The sequence below is a fragment of the Pseudescherichia vulneris NBRC 102420 genome (assembly GCF_000759795.1).
Classification (GTDB): Bacteria; Pseudomonadota; Gammaproteobacteria; order Enterobacterales; family Enterobacteriaceae; genus Pseudescherichia; species Pseudescherichia vulneris.
Genome location: NZ_BBMZ01000014.1, coordinates 127,929 through 142,618, shown reverse-complemented (window position 1 = coordinate 142,618; position 14,690 = coordinate 127,929). Strand labels below are relative to the sequence as shown.

The 14,690-nt window shown below is 56.0% G+C and carries 24 protein-coding genes and 1 pseudogene; 2 read left to right on the top strand and 23 right to left on the bottom strand.

The annotated features are described in order from the left end of the window. The first annotated feature begins 1 nt into the window (after nucleotide 1). Nucleotides 2-205 carry a hypothetical protein gene (locus tag EV102420_RS22360; protein WP_131406015.1) on the top strand — a complete coding sequence of 68 codons (204 nt, stop codon included), beginning with the start codon at nucleotides 2-4 and terminating at the stop codon, nucleotides 203-205. A 56-nt stretch (nucleotides 206-261) separates the two neighbouring features. Here the strand turns inward: EV102420_RS22360 and EV102420_RS13485 are convergent, their stop codons facing one another. Together EV102420_RS13485 and EV102420_RS21455 are read right to left on the bottom strand one after the other, a co-directional pair. Continuing rightward, a complete protein-coding gene (locus EV102420_RS13485; protein ID WP_042392561.1) occupies nucleotides 262-528 on the bottom strand; it encodes a hypothetical protein in 267 nt (88 codons plus the stop codon). Nucleotides 529-821: 293 nt separating this feature from the next. Next, a pseudogene (locus tag EV102420_RS21455) lies at nucleotides 822-1,034 on the bottom strand (helix-turn-helix domain-containing protein); the annotation flags it as partial. Nucleotides 1,035-1,082: 48 nt separating this feature from the next. Between EV102420_RS21455 and EV102420_RS13480 the strand changes: the two are divergent. After that, the gene (locus tag EV102420_RS13480) at nucleotides 1,083-1,325 is read left to right on the top strand and encodes a tail fiber assembly protein (RefSeq protein WP_072015260.1); all 243 of its coding nucleotides are present in this window, start codon (nucleotides 1,083-1,085) and stop codon (nucleotides 1,323-1,325) included. On the opposite strand, the gene EV102420_RS13475 is transcribed toward EV102420_RS13480, so the two are convergent. The 21 genes from EV102420_RS13475 to EV102420_RS13380 all read right to left on the bottom strand — a co-directional run bounded on the left by EV102420_RS13475 (nucleotide 1,318) and on the right by EV102420_RS13380 (nucleotide 14,654). Continuing rightward, complete coding sequence (locus EV102420_RS13475) at nucleotides 1,318-1,926, bottom strand: tail fiber assembly protein (protein WP_042392559.1); 609 nt, start codon at nucleotides 1,924-1,926, stop codon at nucleotides 1,318-1,320. The two genes, EV102420_RS13480 and EV102420_RS13475, sit on opposite strands and share 8 nt — an antisense overlap. Next, nucleotides 1,926-2,774 carry a tail fiber protein gene (locus EV102420_RS13470; protein WP_042392558.1) on the bottom strand — a complete coding sequence of 283 codons (849 nt, stop codon included), beginning with the start codon at nucleotides 2,772-2,774 and terminating at the stop codon, nucleotides 1,926-1,928. The genes EV102420_RS13475 and EV102420_RS13470 overlap by 1 nt, the downstream gene beginning before the upstream one ends. Then, entirely contained in the window at nucleotides 2,774-3,454 is a 681-nt protein-coding gene (locus EV102420_RS13465; RefSeq protein ID WP_042392556.1) for a baseplate wedge 1 family protein, read from the bottom strand. Before EV102420_RS13465 ends, EV102420_RS13470 begins: the two co-directional genes overlap by 1 nt. Then, complete coding sequence (locus EV102420_RS13460) at nucleotides 3,451-4,650, bottom strand: baseplate J/gp47 family protein (RefSeq protein WP_042392554.1); 1,200 nt, start codon at nucleotides 4,648-4,650, stop codon at nucleotides 3,451-3,453. The genes EV102420_RS13465 and EV102420_RS13460 overlap by 4 nt, the downstream gene beginning before the upstream one ends. Beyond that, a complete protein-coding gene (locus tag EV102420_RS13455) occupies nucleotides 4,650-5,003 on the bottom strand; it encodes a contractile injection system sheath initiator (protein ID WP_042392552.1) in 354 nt (117 codons plus the stop codon). Before EV102420_RS13455 ends, EV102420_RS13460 begins: the two co-directional genes overlap by 1 nt. Then, the gene (locus EV102420_RS13450; RefSeq protein WP_042392550.1) at nucleotides 5,003-5,758 is read right to left on the bottom strand and encodes a Gp138 family membrane-puncturing spike protein; all 756 of its coding nucleotides are present in this window, start codon (nucleotides 5,756-5,758) and stop codon (nucleotides 5,003-5,005) included. Before EV102420_RS13450 ends, EV102420_RS13455 begins: the two co-directional genes overlap by 1 nt. A 66-nt stretch (nucleotides 5,759-5,824) precedes the next feature. Beyond that, nucleotides 5,825-6,787, bottom strand: a complete 963-nt coding sequence (locus EV102420_RS13445; RefSeq protein WP_042392548.1) for a baseplate hub protein — start codon at nucleotides 6,785-6,787, stop codon at nucleotides 5,825-5,827. Nucleotides 6,788-6,792: 5 nt separating this feature from the next. After that, nucleotides 6,793-7,095 (bottom strand): phage baseplate plug family protein, encoded by a 303-nt coding sequence (locus EV102420_RS13440; RefSeq protein WP_042392546.1) that lies wholly within the window; start codon nucleotides 7,093-7,095, stop codon nucleotides 6,793-6,795. Beyond that, entirely contained in the window at nucleotides 7,092-7,655 is a 564-nt protein-coding gene (locus tag EV102420_RS13435) for a phage baseplate protein (protein ID WP_042392545.1), read from the bottom strand. The genes EV102420_RS13440 and EV102420_RS13435 overlap by 4 nt, the downstream gene beginning before the upstream one ends. After that, the gene (locus EV102420_RS13430) at nucleotides 7,655-9,310 is read right to left on the bottom strand and encodes a hypothetical protein (protein ID WP_042392542.1); all 1,656 of its coding nucleotides are present in this window, start codon (nucleotides 9,308-9,310) and stop codon (nucleotides 7,655-7,657) included. The genes EV102420_RS13435 and EV102420_RS13430 overlap by 1 nt, the downstream gene beginning before the upstream one ends. Further along, a complete protein-coding gene (locus EV102420_RS22755) occupies nucleotides 9,300-9,476 on the bottom strand; it encodes a DUF6889 family protein (protein WP_072015259.1) in 177 nt (58 codons plus the stop codon). Before EV102420_RS22755 ends, EV102420_RS13430 begins: the two co-directional genes overlap by 11 nt. 11 nt (nucleotides 9,477-9,487) lie before the next feature. After that, nucleotides 9,488-9,940 carry a phage tail assembly chaperone gene (locus EV102420_RS13425; RefSeq protein ID WP_042392540.1) on the bottom strand — a complete coding sequence of 151 codons (453 nt, stop codon included), beginning with the start codon at nucleotides 9,938-9,940 and terminating at the stop codon, nucleotides 9,488-9,490. A gap of 3 nt (nucleotides 9,941-9,943) precedes the next feature. Then, on the bottom strand, nucleotides 9,944-10,384 hold the full coding sequence (locus EV102420_RS13420) for a DUF3277 family protein (protein ID WP_042392539.1): 441 nt from the start codon (nucleotides 10,382-10,384) through the stop codon (nucleotides 9,944-9,946). 11 nt (nucleotides 10,385-10,395) lie between these two features. Beyond that, nucleotides 10,396-11,541, bottom strand: coding sequence for a DUF3383 family protein (locus EV102420_RS13415; RefSeq protein ID WP_042392537.1), 1,146 nt, complete (start codon nucleotides 11,539-11,541; stop codon nucleotides 10,396-10,398). 3 nt (nucleotides 11,542-11,544) lie between these two features. Beyond that, a complete protein-coding gene (locus tag EV102420_RS13410; protein WP_042392536.1) occupies nucleotides 11,545-12,090 on the bottom strand; it encodes a phage neck terminator protein in 546 nt (181 codons plus the stop codon). A gap of 10 nt (nucleotides 12,091-12,100) precedes the next feature. After that, the gene (gene lysC, locus EV102420_RS22975) at nucleotides 12,101-12,367 is read right to left on the bottom strand and encodes an Rz1-like lysis system protein LysC (protein ID WP_441842707.1); all 267 of its coding nucleotides are present in this window, start codon (nucleotides 12,365-12,367) and stop codon (nucleotides 12,101-12,103) included. Further along, a complete protein-coding gene (locus tag EV102420_RS13400) occupies nucleotides 12,252-12,632 on the bottom strand; it encodes a DUF2570 family protein (protein WP_042392531.1) in 381 nt (126 codons plus the stop codon). The genes lysC and EV102420_RS13400 overlap by 116 nt, the downstream gene beginning before the upstream one ends. Then, nucleotides 12,629-13,156, bottom strand: a complete 528-nt coding sequence (locus EV102420_RS13395) for a lysozyme (RefSeq protein WP_042392530.1) — start codon at nucleotides 13,154-13,156, stop codon at nucleotides 12,629-12,631. Before EV102420_RS13395 ends, EV102420_RS13400 begins: the two co-directional genes overlap by 4 nt. Next, a complete protein-coding gene (locus tag EV102420_RS13390; protein ID WP_042392634.1) occupies nucleotides 13,140-13,454 on the bottom strand; it encodes a hypothetical protein in 315 nt (104 codons plus the stop codon). Before EV102420_RS13390 ends, EV102420_RS13395 begins: the two co-directional genes overlap by 17 nt. Nucleotides 13,455-13,673: 219 nt before the next feature. Then, on the bottom strand, nucleotides 13,674-14,252 hold the full coding sequence (locus EV102420_RS13385; protein WP_042392528.1) for a DUF1133 family protein: 579 nt from the start codon (nucleotides 14,250-14,252) through the stop codon (nucleotides 13,674-13,676). Between the two features lie 210 nt (nucleotides 14,253-14,462). Continuing rightward, a complete protein-coding gene (locus EV102420_RS13380) occupies nucleotides 14,463-14,654 on the bottom strand; it encodes a hypothetical protein (protein WP_042392526.1) in 192 nt (63 codons plus the stop codon). Between the last annotated feature and the right edge of the window lie 36 nt (nucleotides 14,655-14,690).

Genomic DNA, 14,690 nt, shown 5'->3' with positions numbered 1-14,690 from the left:
TTTGGAAAATTTACAGCTTGAGAGCAGTGACGATATTCACGCGCTAATAGGACAGATGGCGTCACAGATGCTGAACACTGGTACACCGCTGCAGGCACAAAACATGATGGCGTTTCTGCAGGATCAGGCAGAGCAGACCGCTGACGGCATGCGTAAACAGGACTACGCTATGGCCATGCGCGCCATCGCCGACAGGGTACGATGATCCCTGCGGCGGACTTTCTGTGGAAACGAGTGCAGATAGACGTCGCGTTCAGGCTATCAGTGGATCATCTTACTGCTGGGAGGATAGTCACTACCTGTCTGAAAGCTGCTGTACTCCGAGGATTGCGCCATAAGGCTGCTTTGCACCTCAACGACGGCGTTGGTACACGCCTGCTTTCTGAACGCCATTTTTTCTGAGACGGCCATAAGCTGAAGTTTTTCCATCAGGCTGTATGGTGTTATGGGATCGCCTTCGCTCAAAAGAGCAAGAATGGCTTCTCCCAGCACAATATCGGTCAATCTTTTATCATTAAATCTATTCATATCTGTGCCAGTTGCTTCTTTTGCCGGATATTCTAAAACGGTACGACGCTAAACAATTTCGCCCGCAATGTACAGGGTTTTCATCTGTAACACCCTGATTTCATGCTCGTATTCCCCACAGCGATCGTGCGGCTTTCGTTATGGCGATACCGTGAAAGATCTATGCGGGCAAAAAAGGTATCCTCGACATTGTAGCCTGCCTCCCCGTTTCTGCCAGCCTTAAGAATCATTCTCAGGTAAGCACTACCCTCGCCAGGGCAACCAGTGCCGATGACTTTAACGAGCGAAGCATGTTACTTGCTTACCGGGAATTTTTTATACAGCGTTGATAGACCGACATCGTAAATAATAGCGACCTGCTGACGGGACTGACCAGCGGCAATCAGCCGTCCCGCCTGTGCCCACTGTTCGGGAATAAGCTTAGGGCGACGTCCACCCACTCTCCCTTCGGCCCGTGCAGCAGCCAGGCCTGCCCGGGTACGTTCGACGATCAGTTCGCGCTCCAGCGCGTTTCGTTGCAATGCCGTGTTCTGTTCATTTGTTGACACGCGTACATAGCGGGCGGTAAACCCGGCTGGATTGATGCACCTTTGCCTACCACTGAAGAACTTGTGGCACAAGCGGAACAGACTCGCCAGGCGCTACTAAAAAGGGTTGATGAGGTAACAACTGACTGGCGCGTTGAACTGGCACTTGAAGATATCAGCGAGGGAGCAAAAGCAAAATTGTCTGCGTGGATGAATTATAAACGTGAAATTAAAGCCGTGAACGTGTCCACGGCCCCTTTTGTTAAGTAGCCTGATAGACCGGAGGAATAGGCCATTTAATATTTGGTGCGGCGTCAGGATCTAGTGATTGCAATTCTTTAATATAGGTCAACCAGAGTATCAGGCTGATTTTATCTTTATCACTGATAATGTCTAACTGCAGCTCTGTTTGCCATAGGCTAATCGTTTTTTGCGCCTCAGCCAGTAATGCCGATTGTTTTTGCTCTGCTTTTTCCACATCGGCTGCGTGCTGCGCTTCTGCATCCGTCACCCACTCATTCGTGTTCCATGTATCATATGGTGTGGCAGGAGCCAGTTTGGTGGTGTTTATCGGGTATTCGCCAAGCAGATAAATTGTTATAGCTTCGCCTGATTTGGTGCTGTACACCGTTTCACCACGATGATCGGGCACGTATTCCCACGAGGTAGAATTAACCGTCCGGCTAATGGCAAAGCCCATTTTGCTTTTTCCCGGAGCGTCTGAGCATGAGTTAGCAGGTAGGCCGACACCAACGGGTAAATATTCTTTAGATGATGATAAATACTCCCGCGTTTCACCATCATAATTGAACACAGTCATATCACCGGAAACAGTGGCTATAAAATCGCTGTTTAATTTTGCAGTCGCCATTACGCTGCCCTCACAATATAGTTAAACGCAATGTTACGCGGGCGTAACGTTATCCAGGCACCATAAGGGGTACTTAATGCAGTCGGGATCTGGGTAGCAGACATACTGTTATCCGTCAAAGTTACACCAAGCTCCCCACCATTTGAGGGAATTCGCGCGCCAATCGGCTGCTGGTGCGCAACTGAATCAGCAGAAACGAACGGTGTACCAATAGTTCCCCCTGTTGTTGTCTCGTCAACTCCAAAATAGTCCAGTGCAGCAGTCCTGATCCCTGTAGCTTGTTGAAATGATAATAGACCCCGTTCACTATCAACTCCGCGCCCGTCATCCCAGCCACGGATAAACTCTCCACGCAAATCAGGTAATCTAAGCGCCGGGTAGGCCAGCGCCAGTTTAGGATATTGAGCGGCTGTGAACGCAGCTCCGTTGCATTTAAGCCATCCGATTGGTGGCGTCGCAGACGACCAGGGAATGGGGGCACCAACCGGCAACGCAGAGCCTTCCCCTAAACCAAGGTATGAGAGAAGCCCGGACACTGACTTACCGCTAAGATTGGTCAGCGTGGCGTCCGCGGGCTGGAAATCTTTCCCCAGGCCGCTCACCAGCTTGGCAATGAACCCAGCCATGTCGCCGTCGTCCAGCACGTCCTGTCCGGTTTTATTGGTGACGTACTGCGCCAGCGCCGCCGAAATAAAGCTGGCCTGGCGAATCGCTTTATTCACCTGCGCGCTGGAGGCTTTGCCAGATTGAAAACCGGTAAACAGCGCCGGGAGCGATGCCCACTCTGCCTGCGCCGTTACGTTAGCACCTGCCCCTGTTGCGAAGGGCTTAAAGTCATTTGTTGCCATTAGAGTTTTACTCCCCATGCGCCGCTATCGAAGCCGACGATATAGTCGTTATCCATGTCGAAGCCGAAAAATTTCGAACCAACGGATGGTGTGAGAATGGATGGTGTCAAAATATCGCCAGCCCAGACGCCGGCGGCCTTGACGGTTAAATATCCCTGTTTGATTGCGGCAATAAGCTCCAGCGAGACGTCTGCTATATCGGTCTCTGGAAAAACCCATACCGCGATGGTCATATCCTGGTTATCGACAATCTGCATCCGCAGCCCGGAGCCAGCGGTGGCCGCATCAAGAATGGCGGGCAGCGAGTCGTTCTGCCCATCCCAGCTGTTGATGGCAATTTTGGCCTTCAGGATGATGCGGTAGGTCTCATCGCTAAGGGTGGTGTAGCCCGCGTCGGGATCGTAGGGTCCTTGCCATACGCCCTGCTCATACCCTAAGCCATCGGTATCCCAGCAGAAGTAGACCCCGGATATCGGCTCGCTAACCTGCCGCGACCTGCCGATCCACAGCCCCAGAATATCGAGCTGCGCGCCTGTCGCCTGGTCAATGTCAAACGCCTCAATCAGGCCTGCGACCGCAGCTGAGGTGTCAATCAGCGGCCGCGTACTGAGGTCGATATGGTTCATAAACCGAGGTCGGGTGGCGTGATAGTTGGTGATGAGTTCAGTGTATTTACTCATGATGCCACCGTTATCGCGATATTGGCCGTGCTGCAGGAGGCCGATTCGTTATAGGCAATGGCAATATTTGCTGCCGCCACGCTGCTGGCCGATCGGCCAATCCGCAGCGAATTGATGTCGTAAAACCGGCTGCTCCCTCCGCTGACGACGCCGAGGTTAGCCGGGGAGTAAACGCGGCTCAGCAGCACGTCATCGCCAATGCTCAGGCTGTTCACGTAGTCGGCGATAGCCTGTTTAATCTGCTCCCCTACTTGGGTGGTGTAGCCCGGAAAGACGCTTAGCGTTATCGCCGCGTAAACGGGCACGTTGGTTGAACGCGAGAAGAGGATAACGTGCGGGTTGCCGTAGAGATCGGCAACGGTAACCGAAGTCGATCCGAACGTGCTGACCCCCTGCCCCTTCTTGCCGCGCAGGGTCTGCGCAATCGCCGTCACGTCACCCCCATCGACAATCGCCGACAGAGAGTGCGCCGGTAGCCCGTTGCTATCCGCTACGCCGGTATCGTTTTCATACAGCTTATGGCGAGTCACCCCGGCCACGTTCGCAATCGCCCCCTCCAGCGCCTCGAAGGGGGTAATGGATGAAATGGCCACGCTCTGCGCCTGGCGGATGCGGATCTGTGCGTCCCGCTCTGCCTCAACGCCCAACGTGGCCGACATGGGGTTCGATACCGTAAACCAGCCCAGCGTGGGAGTGGCGATGCGAGTGATGCTGCCCGCTAGCGCCTCCACAGCCCCGGCGGTCGCACAGGTAGCGGTGACGGTCACGGCTCCGCCGCTGCCAATGGTGACGCTGGCGGGTAGAGACCAGGCAACGCCCCGGGTATCTTTTACAGAACCGTTAGTAATCGTGGTTCCCGTTTGACCAGTGAGCATAACGTCCACCGTCGAGTGGGTAGCCGCTTTACGTACGATCCCGTTAATTTTAACGTTACGCGTCAGGGCATCGTTCATGGCGGTGGCTGGCGAGAAGGAGTTATAGACCTGAATAGCCGTGTTGTTGGCATCGTGTACTGCCAGTGCGACAAGCGCTACCATCTGCCCATCTTTGCTGTCCGGCTCAAGGTACGCATCCGTACCGTAGATCTGCTGAAAATAGCCAGTAATGTCAGCGAGAATTGCCTGATAATCAGGCGCGCTGATCCCCTGGTCAGTTACCCGTGCGGATAACCCCAGCGTGTCGAGATTAAGTGCCATTATGCCTCGCTTGTGACGGTGGTGATCCCGTAGCGGGTGTCAATTGTTGCGGTGAATATCACGCGGCGGGATGAGGTGTTAAGGGTGGTATCGAACGCCTGAATGGCGTTTACGCCCTGGGTTTCCAGTATGCGCTGGCGAATGGCCAGACTGTAGATGTCCGGGCTCTGCTTGCCCAGCACGGACTGGATCCACGGGGTTCCCTCGGTGACATCAAGAAACCACTCGCCATACCAGAGCATAAAGCGGGTTTTAACCGCCTGCGCCACCGCCTCCGGTGAATTGACGAGCCAGGTGTCATCACCGCTGCCGAAGGTGTAGTCGCCGTCACTATTTTCCTGTCGGTACTGCATTAGTTGGGTCCTCCCGTGTTGCCGCCGCCGGTCTGCACCCCGCTGTGGGTGTGCGTCATCAGGCTTTTCCCTCCCGCCTTCACATCGTTAGATACCGTGACGGGGCCCAGCAGCGTTGCCGTACCGCCCGCAGCTCCCATTCCCTGCGACAGGCTGCCGTTGATGGTGACGTTGCCGTTAAGGGTGATCGTCGGTGAGGTCACGATGGTGCCCCCCTGCGCGGTAGCGGTAAGTTTCCCAGGCGTAGTGAGGGTGATGTCATGACCGGCTGCCACCTCGACGAACGCTGCGCCATCGTCGGTACGCAGCTGTGCAGCGCGGGTGCTGATATTGCCGATCTTTTGCGCCTGCGACATCGGGCCAACAAAGCAGATCGCATCAGAAAGATCGTGCATACGATCGTCTACCGGCTCCTGTACGCCGCCGCTCTGCCACCAGAAATCGATGCAGCGATCGTTAAAAATCAGCTCGCACTCGTCGCCGGGCCTGACCGGAAAGGTCAAGGTGCAGCCGCCACCGCGGGGAAACGCCACCGGTACGTCCACCAGCAGAGGGTAGTTTTGCGTTGTCCGCCTGCCGTCGATATCAATATGCACATAGCGAATGGCTGGCTGTACTACCGCGGTGACGGCGTCAGGATTGAAAGATTGAATAATGCCCGGCATGGCGACGCGGAGCTGGTTTTTGATGCTCTCCCGCTCGGATTTAAAGGCGTCGGAGAGGTCGCCGCTGCGGGTCTGATCTGATATGGACATAGGATAAACTCCAGAAAGCAAAAACCCGCCGGGCGGCGGGCTGTTTATCATCAGGTAAGCGCTACCTTACGCGCTGTCTTGCGGCGTCTTGTTCGGGGACGGATCCTCTACGCCAGGCGGTCTGCAGACCATCTCCATGTACCACTGCTGGCCCCGGGTGTCGCCGGTATAGATAATCTCGCGCACGCTATAGACGCCATTCGACACAAGCGGATAAGGTATGTGCTGGTCAAGCTGCACCAATCCTAACAGGCGGATATTGGGGTTAATCAGCATCTTCACCTTTATGCCGTCATCGATCGCCGTCGGGGAGCCAATCAGCCCGGTAGCGCTGCTCAGCAGGATAGCCTCATGCACGTACTCACGATCGGCAACCATCTGCCGCTTGCCATCCACGAACTGCCATGTGGCGTTGCACTGTGCGGCCAGGTTATCCATCAGATGCCGGGTCATGCCAAACAGCACCCGGCCACGCGGATAGACCGTACCGGGCATTTTTGGCGTCAGCCCCTCCGTAATGCCCTCGATGGACCAATCCTTCATGAGTAGGCGGTTATAATCTGCCAGCGTGTAGCCCGCTGACAGTGTCTGTGCGGTGGTGGTGGTGATAAGCGCTTTGATACTGTCCGCTGCCTTAATCTGCACCCAGGTGGCGAGCTTATCCTCCTCCCTTCCGGTCTGCGTTGAGTCGATTTGACCGCTAAAGATCATACCGTAGTTGCGCCCGTCGCTCTGCCCGACCGCTGTTGGGTCAACCTCGCGCACTTTACCCACGCTGCTGGCCGCTACGTCCGGGGCGATGCCGTCATACCCCGCTACAAGCCGAAGGTAAGTAAACTCCCTCCTGGCGATCCGGTTTACCGTTTCCGCTTTAAGATTATAAATTTTAACTTCTGCCGTCCGGGACGGGCTGCTGCTGCTGTTGTACCAGCGAATGGTGAAAGAAACTTTAAATTCGCTAAAGTCGATCCACTTCCCTTTGTCGTCCTTGAGCTGCAGTTCGAAGTGACGCATCCAGTTCTGTGCCATGCTGCTTACTCCGTGATAACCACCAGGTGACTGCTGCTGCCCAGATCGGTTTGCGTGGGATAGTCCTGACCGTTGGCATCGCAGACGACGATCAGCTTAATGCCGGGCTGCAGCCAGGCATACTGCGCCAGCAAATCCACCCCAGTGACCAAAGGCAGGCCGGAAACTAACGCTTCCCCCCTCTCATCCTGCAGATCCATCACCCAGCAGCTGCCCCGCCAGAGGATACGCACCTGCCAGGTCGTACCGGCAAGGGTGATGCTGAACTGCTGGTTATCTGCGGTAAGGGGGATCTCTTCAATTGTCATCGTTGCCCTCCCGACGCTAACGCGATGCTGCCTGCCGGTTTCGTGGTTTTGGTGCCGGTATTGCGCACCTCAGCGGTGTTAACACCCGTCTTCATCTCACTTTTATCTACCACGTAGACCTCTTTGGACTGGACGAGAATGACCTCTTTCAGCGTCAGGTCAGCAAAGAGGACGTTTTCGCTCGCGTTATCCGTGGTCACCTTCAGCGTGGCGATCAGCATATTTTTATACTGTCGTTTTCCGGTGGTGACGTTGAAAGGTATTCGGCTTGCCTGCAGATCCAGCAGCTGCTGGTAGGTCTCCTGTGGGCTTAGTCCCAGCAGACGGGTGGCAGTAAGGCTGCCGGCAAAGTCCAGCAGCGTGCCGCCGCCGGCAAAACCGACATTCATCGTCAGCTCTGCCGGTTTTTTGTAGGCGTGATCGGCAATCACCGCGCCATCCTCAATGGGATGCTCGGTAATGGTCAGCGTATCGGTGTGAATTTCAGAGGTGACGACGCTGGGGATCATCACGCCGATTTGCCGCGTATGCTGATGAAACAGCGTTGAAAGATAATCCATTAGCCCACCTTTACCTGGTTGACGCGCATAAACTGGGTGTTGGCGGCGTTCTGGTGAAGCTCCACCTCGGCCCCGATCTGCTGCGCGTTGTTGCCATAGATGTAGTAGCTGTTGTGCTGATCAAGCTGCGGCCCGGCAACGTTCGTCGCGACGGCAGTGGCTCGCTCCCGCTCAATGAAATCGCGGGAGTAGAGACTCTGGCTATTCTCCGGGTGGAGAACGTTGACAGTGTCACCCCAAAATGGATTTTTGAGATATTTACCGACGTTTCGAGGATCAACGTGCCAATGCTCTTTCATCCAATCAGCAAATTCGTTCGCACTCTTTGTGACCCCAGGCAGCGCATCAGGCTTATCGTTGCCCTGCTTAAACAGGCTCTTACCGATGTCGACGGCGTCGGACCAGCGGTTTTCACCCACGGCTTTCAGCAGTTCGGCGAGCATGTTAAGCATCTTGTTGAACTCACCCAGCTGCGCAATCGCATTGCTGAAGTCCCATTTCAGCGACCACGTGCCCAGATCAATGTTAAGCAGCCCGGCGACGGCGTGTACGAGACTGCTGATGGCGGTTTTAAAATCGCTGATAAGCGCTATCGCATTATCAATTACGGGCTGCCATTCACCCCAGTTGATAAAGCTCTGACCGCCCTCGGCCCATTTTTTGTAGTCGTCCCACAGCAGCGCAATGGCCGCCGCCAGGGCGAGGATAAGCCCGATAGGCGACAGCAGAAACGCGCTGTTCAGCCCGCCGAGAGCGAGGGCCAGCCCGCCCAGCAGCGTGATGAGATCCTGGGTCTGCCCATCAAGCGCCCCCCACCACTCCGCAAGATCTAACGCGCTTTCGAGGATCCCCAGAAACAGCGGTATGAGGGTATCGCCCAGCGCCACGATCCCGTCGACAATCCCGAGCAGCGCCTGCTCAATGCGCGGATAATTATCGAGAATGAAGTGGCTTAGGGTGTCGAGCCAGCCAGCCATCCCCCCGGCAAGGCGAGAGCCGATTTTCTCCTGCACCATGTCAACCACGACGCTGACTTCCCGTAGGGAGGTCATAAACCGGTTAGCATCTGTAGCCGCTTCATCAGCGTCAAAGCCGATGGTCTTCGCCATAACGCTATGCTGCGCTGAGAAATTGCCTGCCCCGCCGCGCATCGCCGCCAGGGTATCATCACTGATACCCAACGTTTTTGCGTTCTGGCTGGCGAGAGGCAGCGGCATCGCGCTGAGCTTCTGGCCTACTTCGGTAAAGATAACAGCCGTATCCCGTGGGTCACCGGACGCATCGCGCACCTGAATATCCAGCTGGTTGAGAAAATGCTCTGCGCCAGGCGCCTGCTGCACAAAGCGTGACAGGTTCTCAAGCGAGCCGCGTGCCTCATCAACGTTGCCTCCCACCTGCGATATTCCATAGCCGATGGATTCGATCCCCTCTACGCTCGCCCCCGTGCGCCGGGAAAGGGCATAGAGATTATCCAGCCCGGTCGCGGTAGTGAGCGTAAAATCATAGAGGGATAGCGCAGCGTCTTTTACCGCCAGCCCCAGCTTAAGCGCACCCTCTGCCGCCCCGGCCAGCATGGCACCCAGGTTTTGCCCGCCGCCCTCCCCGGACGGCACGCCAAGAGAGCCAAGGAGTGCCACAATCATATTAGGATTCATTACTCTCCCTCCATTTCTCAATGCGATAGTGGTTATCCGCTTTGACGGCCAGATGGTCATTCATCAGCGCGACGTCACACAGATCGATCGATCCGTCTTTCAACGCGCTGTAGGGGATTAACCCGGCGTCAACCGGGTCAAGAAGGTATGAAAGCCCATCCGGCAGGCTATTGAGCGTCAGGCTTGATGCGGGTCCGGCGTCGCGCTGGTAGGGAGTGCGGGCAAAAAATTTCCCAGCGAGTCGGCGACCACCCGCGCCACCAGCTGGAGCAGGGTGAAGAGGTCGATATCGTCAAACATCAGCTCGCCACCGGTAAACACCGCCGTCCAGCCCTTGCCGTTCTGGCGAGCAACGACGCCAAGACAGGGGTGGATAATGGCACTGGTATCCTCTTCGCTCAGCGAGGAGAGTTCATCGGCAAGGCGCGGCAGCACCTTTTCAAAAACCGGTGCCAGCGCATCCAGCTGCGCACCATCCATTTTTCCTTCAGCAGGCAGCAGCGCGCGCAGGCTGCCCACGTCCGCCATCATGCCAGCCAGCACCGGCAGCAGTTTGCGGGTAACCTTCAGCTGATCGAAGACGCTGAGTTTTGCCACGCGATACGCGTGGCCTTTGATTTCAAACTCCATGGATTAAAACTCCCCAAGCAGCTGATCAATTTTGCCGCAGTTAAACTCCCACTTCACCACGCCAACATCTTTGGCATTGGAGACGTCCGGCTGTTTCGAGAACGCCACGCTGCGAGCCGTCACCGTTTCGCCGCTGGCCTTGTTGCGGATCACGATGACGTTTTTGCCCCAGGCCGCGGTGGAGAGGCTCTGAGCGTTATACATCAGCGACAGCTTTCTATTGACCGGGGAGGTTTTCAGCAGGCTGACGGCAATGGTGCCGCTCTTATTGGCGTGCAGGCTGTGCATCACTTCACCATCCAGACCTACGGTCATGGTGTTTTTTGATTCACCCATCGACACGACGATCCCCTCGTCGGCGTTAGCCGAGCCGTAGCCAAAATCGATTTCGCCGGTAGGTCCAACGAGAGAAGCGGTAACATCCATAAAAGAGTAAGTAGCCATTGAATTTTTCCTTATCGAACAACGTTAATTTGCACATCGGCGTAGTGCACGGCACCCGCCAGTTTGCACGCAACCTGAATGAGTGGCGCTTTGCGCGCCTCGCGATCGGCCTGGGCCTGCTCAGCCAGCGGCTGGGCGTATACGTAATAGCCTTTGGTCAGCGTCTCCCCGGATGCTAACTGGCCGACCGGGCCACCGCTCCAGATGCCCGGAGCGACCAGACCGTTGGTCACCGCCTGATCCATCGACTGTTCCACGTTGGCGAGCAGGCGCGTTACGCCCGCATCGGTCTGGGGTACCTTGCTGGTGCTGGTATAGAGCATGTTGAACAGGTTGGTCTGGACATAGTTCTGTAGCCAGTCCAGCCCGTGGCGCTCATCAAAGAAGTCGCCGTTGGCCATCACGCCCTGCTGCAGAATGGCCGCGTCGTTCTGGTAGTAGACAAAGACGTTGCAGTTTTTGGCATCCAGCGCCGCGGCCTGGTTCACGGTCAGCGCCTCATAGGTGACGCCCGGCTCCTGCTTGAACTTCAGGGTGATAGTGGTGTTGCTGCCGTTGAAGTTAACGGTAAACGCCCGGCTAAAGGCCGAGAGCGCCGCATAGTTGCTGCTGGTCGAGAACTGTACAAAGGTGCGGGCATACTTCGCCGCTTTCAGCCGGGAAGCGAGATCGGTAGTCGACGCGGCATCAAGGGTTTGCGGATCGCTGACGGTGATCGCCAGAATGCGGCTCAGGCTGGCGGACTCGATCGCTGACGCGACATTCAGCCATTCGGCGTCGTCGATAGTCTCACTGTCCGCCACGCCCAGGCCGTACCAGTTGGTATACTGCAGCACCGCGTTAACCGCCTCGGTGAGCGTCTCCGTCTCGCCGCTCTCGGTGGTGTCGAGGGTTTTCGCCCAGCGGCCAACGTAGACCTCCTGTGGGGTCGGCGACTGCGCGAAGTAGACGGTCGCTGCCTGATATTCCGGGCTGTCCAGGCCGAAATCATTGCCGATATCCTCAGCCGACGCGTAGAGACGGATACGCTCGCTGACCGGGATGATCGTTGAGGAGCCGAGGATCAGCAGCGCACCGAAGTTGCGGCCAGCGGCCGCGCGCGGCGACATGATCACGTCGACGTTAACAACGTTAGATACAGGTAATCCCTGTGGCATAATTTACTCTCCGAAGTAGTGTGTAGATGCAGATTTAAGTGTCCGGATGTTGTAGGTCCGGGTGTTTTTGCGGGAGAGCGTTACGCTAAGGTCGTAACGCCGCACCCGCTGATTATCGATAAGCTCAGGCAGGCTCTTGATGGCGCCGGCATCAACCAGCGACAGCCCGGATACGTTCAGTTCGGCGTTGTTCTGCTCGATAAACATTCCGGCGCGAAAGTTTGCGGAGGTGGTGGCGCTAAGCGGGCCATAGAAGCTGCAGCTCACCGCGATCTCTTCCCACGTCCACTGCTCAGACTGCTCGTCTGAAACCTGGACATTAGATTGACTTAAGGGCCGCGGTACGGCAGCGATGCTGAATTCACACCAGGTCGTGCCGTCGGGTTGGTCGGGTGGCTGCGGCGCATTCCACAGCGGCAGAACCTGTTCGGCCGGCAGACCGGCAACGCCGCTTATCCACCGGCCAATCTCTTGCTCTAAGGCGTCGTCATACGCAGGGCCGTCTCCCACCGGTGTCAGGTAGCCGCGCGTGGTGCTGTCATTACTCAAGGTAAGTTCCTCACTTCTGGCTGGTTTGCCGTTGAATTTCGATATCTCTGATATCGGCTTTATCCCGGTTGCACTGGCCTAACGCGGCAAGCAGAGAGAGGTTCAGATCGAGGCTTTGGCCCCAGCGCAATCTACCGGGCGGGATGGCGGGCTGGGGCGTTTCAGCGGTCAGGCTTGCCGGGAGCGGCGGTGCGGGTACCCAGGCTGGCTGCGTAGTGCCGCAACCGACTATCTGCATCAGCAGGAATAGCGCGCTGAGCGCACTCATCATTCGCAATAGCCGAGTGGACATCACGCGCCGCGTTTTGAACGTCCTGCGTAATCTGGTTTTTCGCATGCTGATTGGCCTCGGTGACGGTGTTGATAAGCGCTACGGTACGCTGAAGATTTGTGACGACCGCAGCGGCACTGCTTGCCCGGCGCTCGGCGTTATCGGCCCGATTTTTCTCGCTGGCGTACTGCCCGCCGTAATGAAAAACGGCGAAGCCAGCCGCCAGCAGTGCCAACGCTGCGCCAGAAAACAGGATTACCAGGCGGCTCATGGCAGGCCCTCCAGACAGAGCGCCTGCTCATTGCTGCGGCGCGTTTTCAGCCCGGCCAGCGGCACGCCTCCGGCATAGATCCAGCGGGTAAATTGCGCGCAGGCTTCGGACACTCTCTCCTGGCGTAGCAGCCTGAAGAGCGTGGAGCGTTGCATCGCGCCGCAGCCAACGTTAAAGGTCAGCGAAGTGACGGCGGAAAAGGTGTTATCGCTCAGGCGTTTTCCGGCGGCCCAGACGTTGACGCACCGCTCTGCCGCGAGGATGTTTTTCTCCCAGTCGGCCGCAATCTGCGCATCCGTTTTCTGTACGCCAGCGTTGACATTATGGGTGTTGCCGATGCCGTCAGTGAGCACCCCTGCCGGACAGAGATAGGGTTCCCGACGGCAGGACTCGGCGTTACCGATCAGCCTCAGACCACGCTCGTTGGTTCGAACATGCCCGGCGTTGAGCACCATCGTGATAATCATTCCGACAGAGCAAGCAACACCGGCCGCCCCGCCCGCTTTTTTAATCAGCTGGGTCATGGCCTATTCTCCTCATTGCTTCGGTAATCACTTCGGCCGTTGCTGGTCGTTGATGGGCTGGTCTGGTTGCCATCTCGCTGAGATAAGCCGCCAACAGCCGGGTACGTTTCTGTTCCTCTGCCAGTCGATTACGCTCGTCGCGCCGCTTCGCGTAATACGTCTTAATCGTGAACCAGGCTGAGATAGCGGCTCCGACGATAAAAACGTAATCCTGCAAAGAGAGAAGCGAAAAAACACCGAGCATCGACGACCACCAATAAGGCAGGTGGTGACCATCTGTAGGGTTCATACGCTGTATTTCCACGCCCGCAGAAAAGAGGACGCTATAGGGGTAAGAGAGGGGTCAGGCCCGCGGGCTCTGTTGATAACGGGATCGTCTGATAGTGATGCCCGGGGCCTGAAATAAAAAAACCCGCACGATGGCGGGTTATTTTAGGCGGAGACCAGAGAGGCATCCGCCTTAATTATGTTGTCGCTGTTTGTCGCAGCGGGTAAAACTTCACAAGCTTATCTGAATTCAACCAACACCCGCGCAACTTTGCAAACGAAATCTTTGCGGATTTTTATCAAACTGAATGCACATAGGATAATAGAGCATAAATTCAGCTACTTGCAGATAGGCATCAATGCGATTTTCGCAGGTGCGCAGGCTCCATTCAGGGTGTTTTGCGTGCAACTGGCGAGCCATCTCTTTTTTACTCATCCGGTGACGGTAGCGATCGTTAATAACCTTAAACAGGCCGTCGTGCCCGCCACGCACCAGCACCTCGGCGATGACGTTATCTATTATTAACCCTTCGCTATCCGTACAGAACGCCAGGCTGGATTTATGCTTGCCGCTCAGCAGATCGAGAAAATAGGTTTTTAGCTCCTGCTCATCCATGCCGGAGGCTTTTAAATGTGATAACACCTGCTGAATAGCTGTTTTTGATATTTTAGTCGATGCCAGCAGGGCATTAAACATATTGCCGGTCCGGCCATGGCCAATAACAGACCACCGCCCCCACATGCGCAGCTTGCCCTGGATCCAGACCGATTCCAGGGTTAACAGGCGTGCTGATTCAGCGGATTTTCCGGTAGTGTTTGGATAGATCATAGTAATATCTCCTCTTGCAGATATGCGGTATACAAAACACGCCCGGTGCGGTATGGCGCGGGCGTGTCAGAATTAACTGAGGGATAAGATGTCGCGGGATAAATATGCTCTGCGGGCAGAGTGATAATAAAAAGCGCGACATACATTATCCTTATTAGTGCCGCATTTGCTCAGAAACAGCGCGTCGGGGTGTTCATGCCCGCCGCTGGGTTACAGCTCTGGATCGTCTTCCAATTCCACGGTATAGCCAGCCATTTTTACCAACTCGATCAGCGCCTTAAGTGAGGCAACATGCTCGTCGTCGTAGATGACTCTTGCTGACGTAATCTTACCGTTTTTGCAGGTGAACAGTACGCGGCCGTCCTCAGGAAGATATCTTCCGGCCTCCGTCTTATCGAGCATGTTCACCTCCAGGTAATAATACTGTACAAATCTACA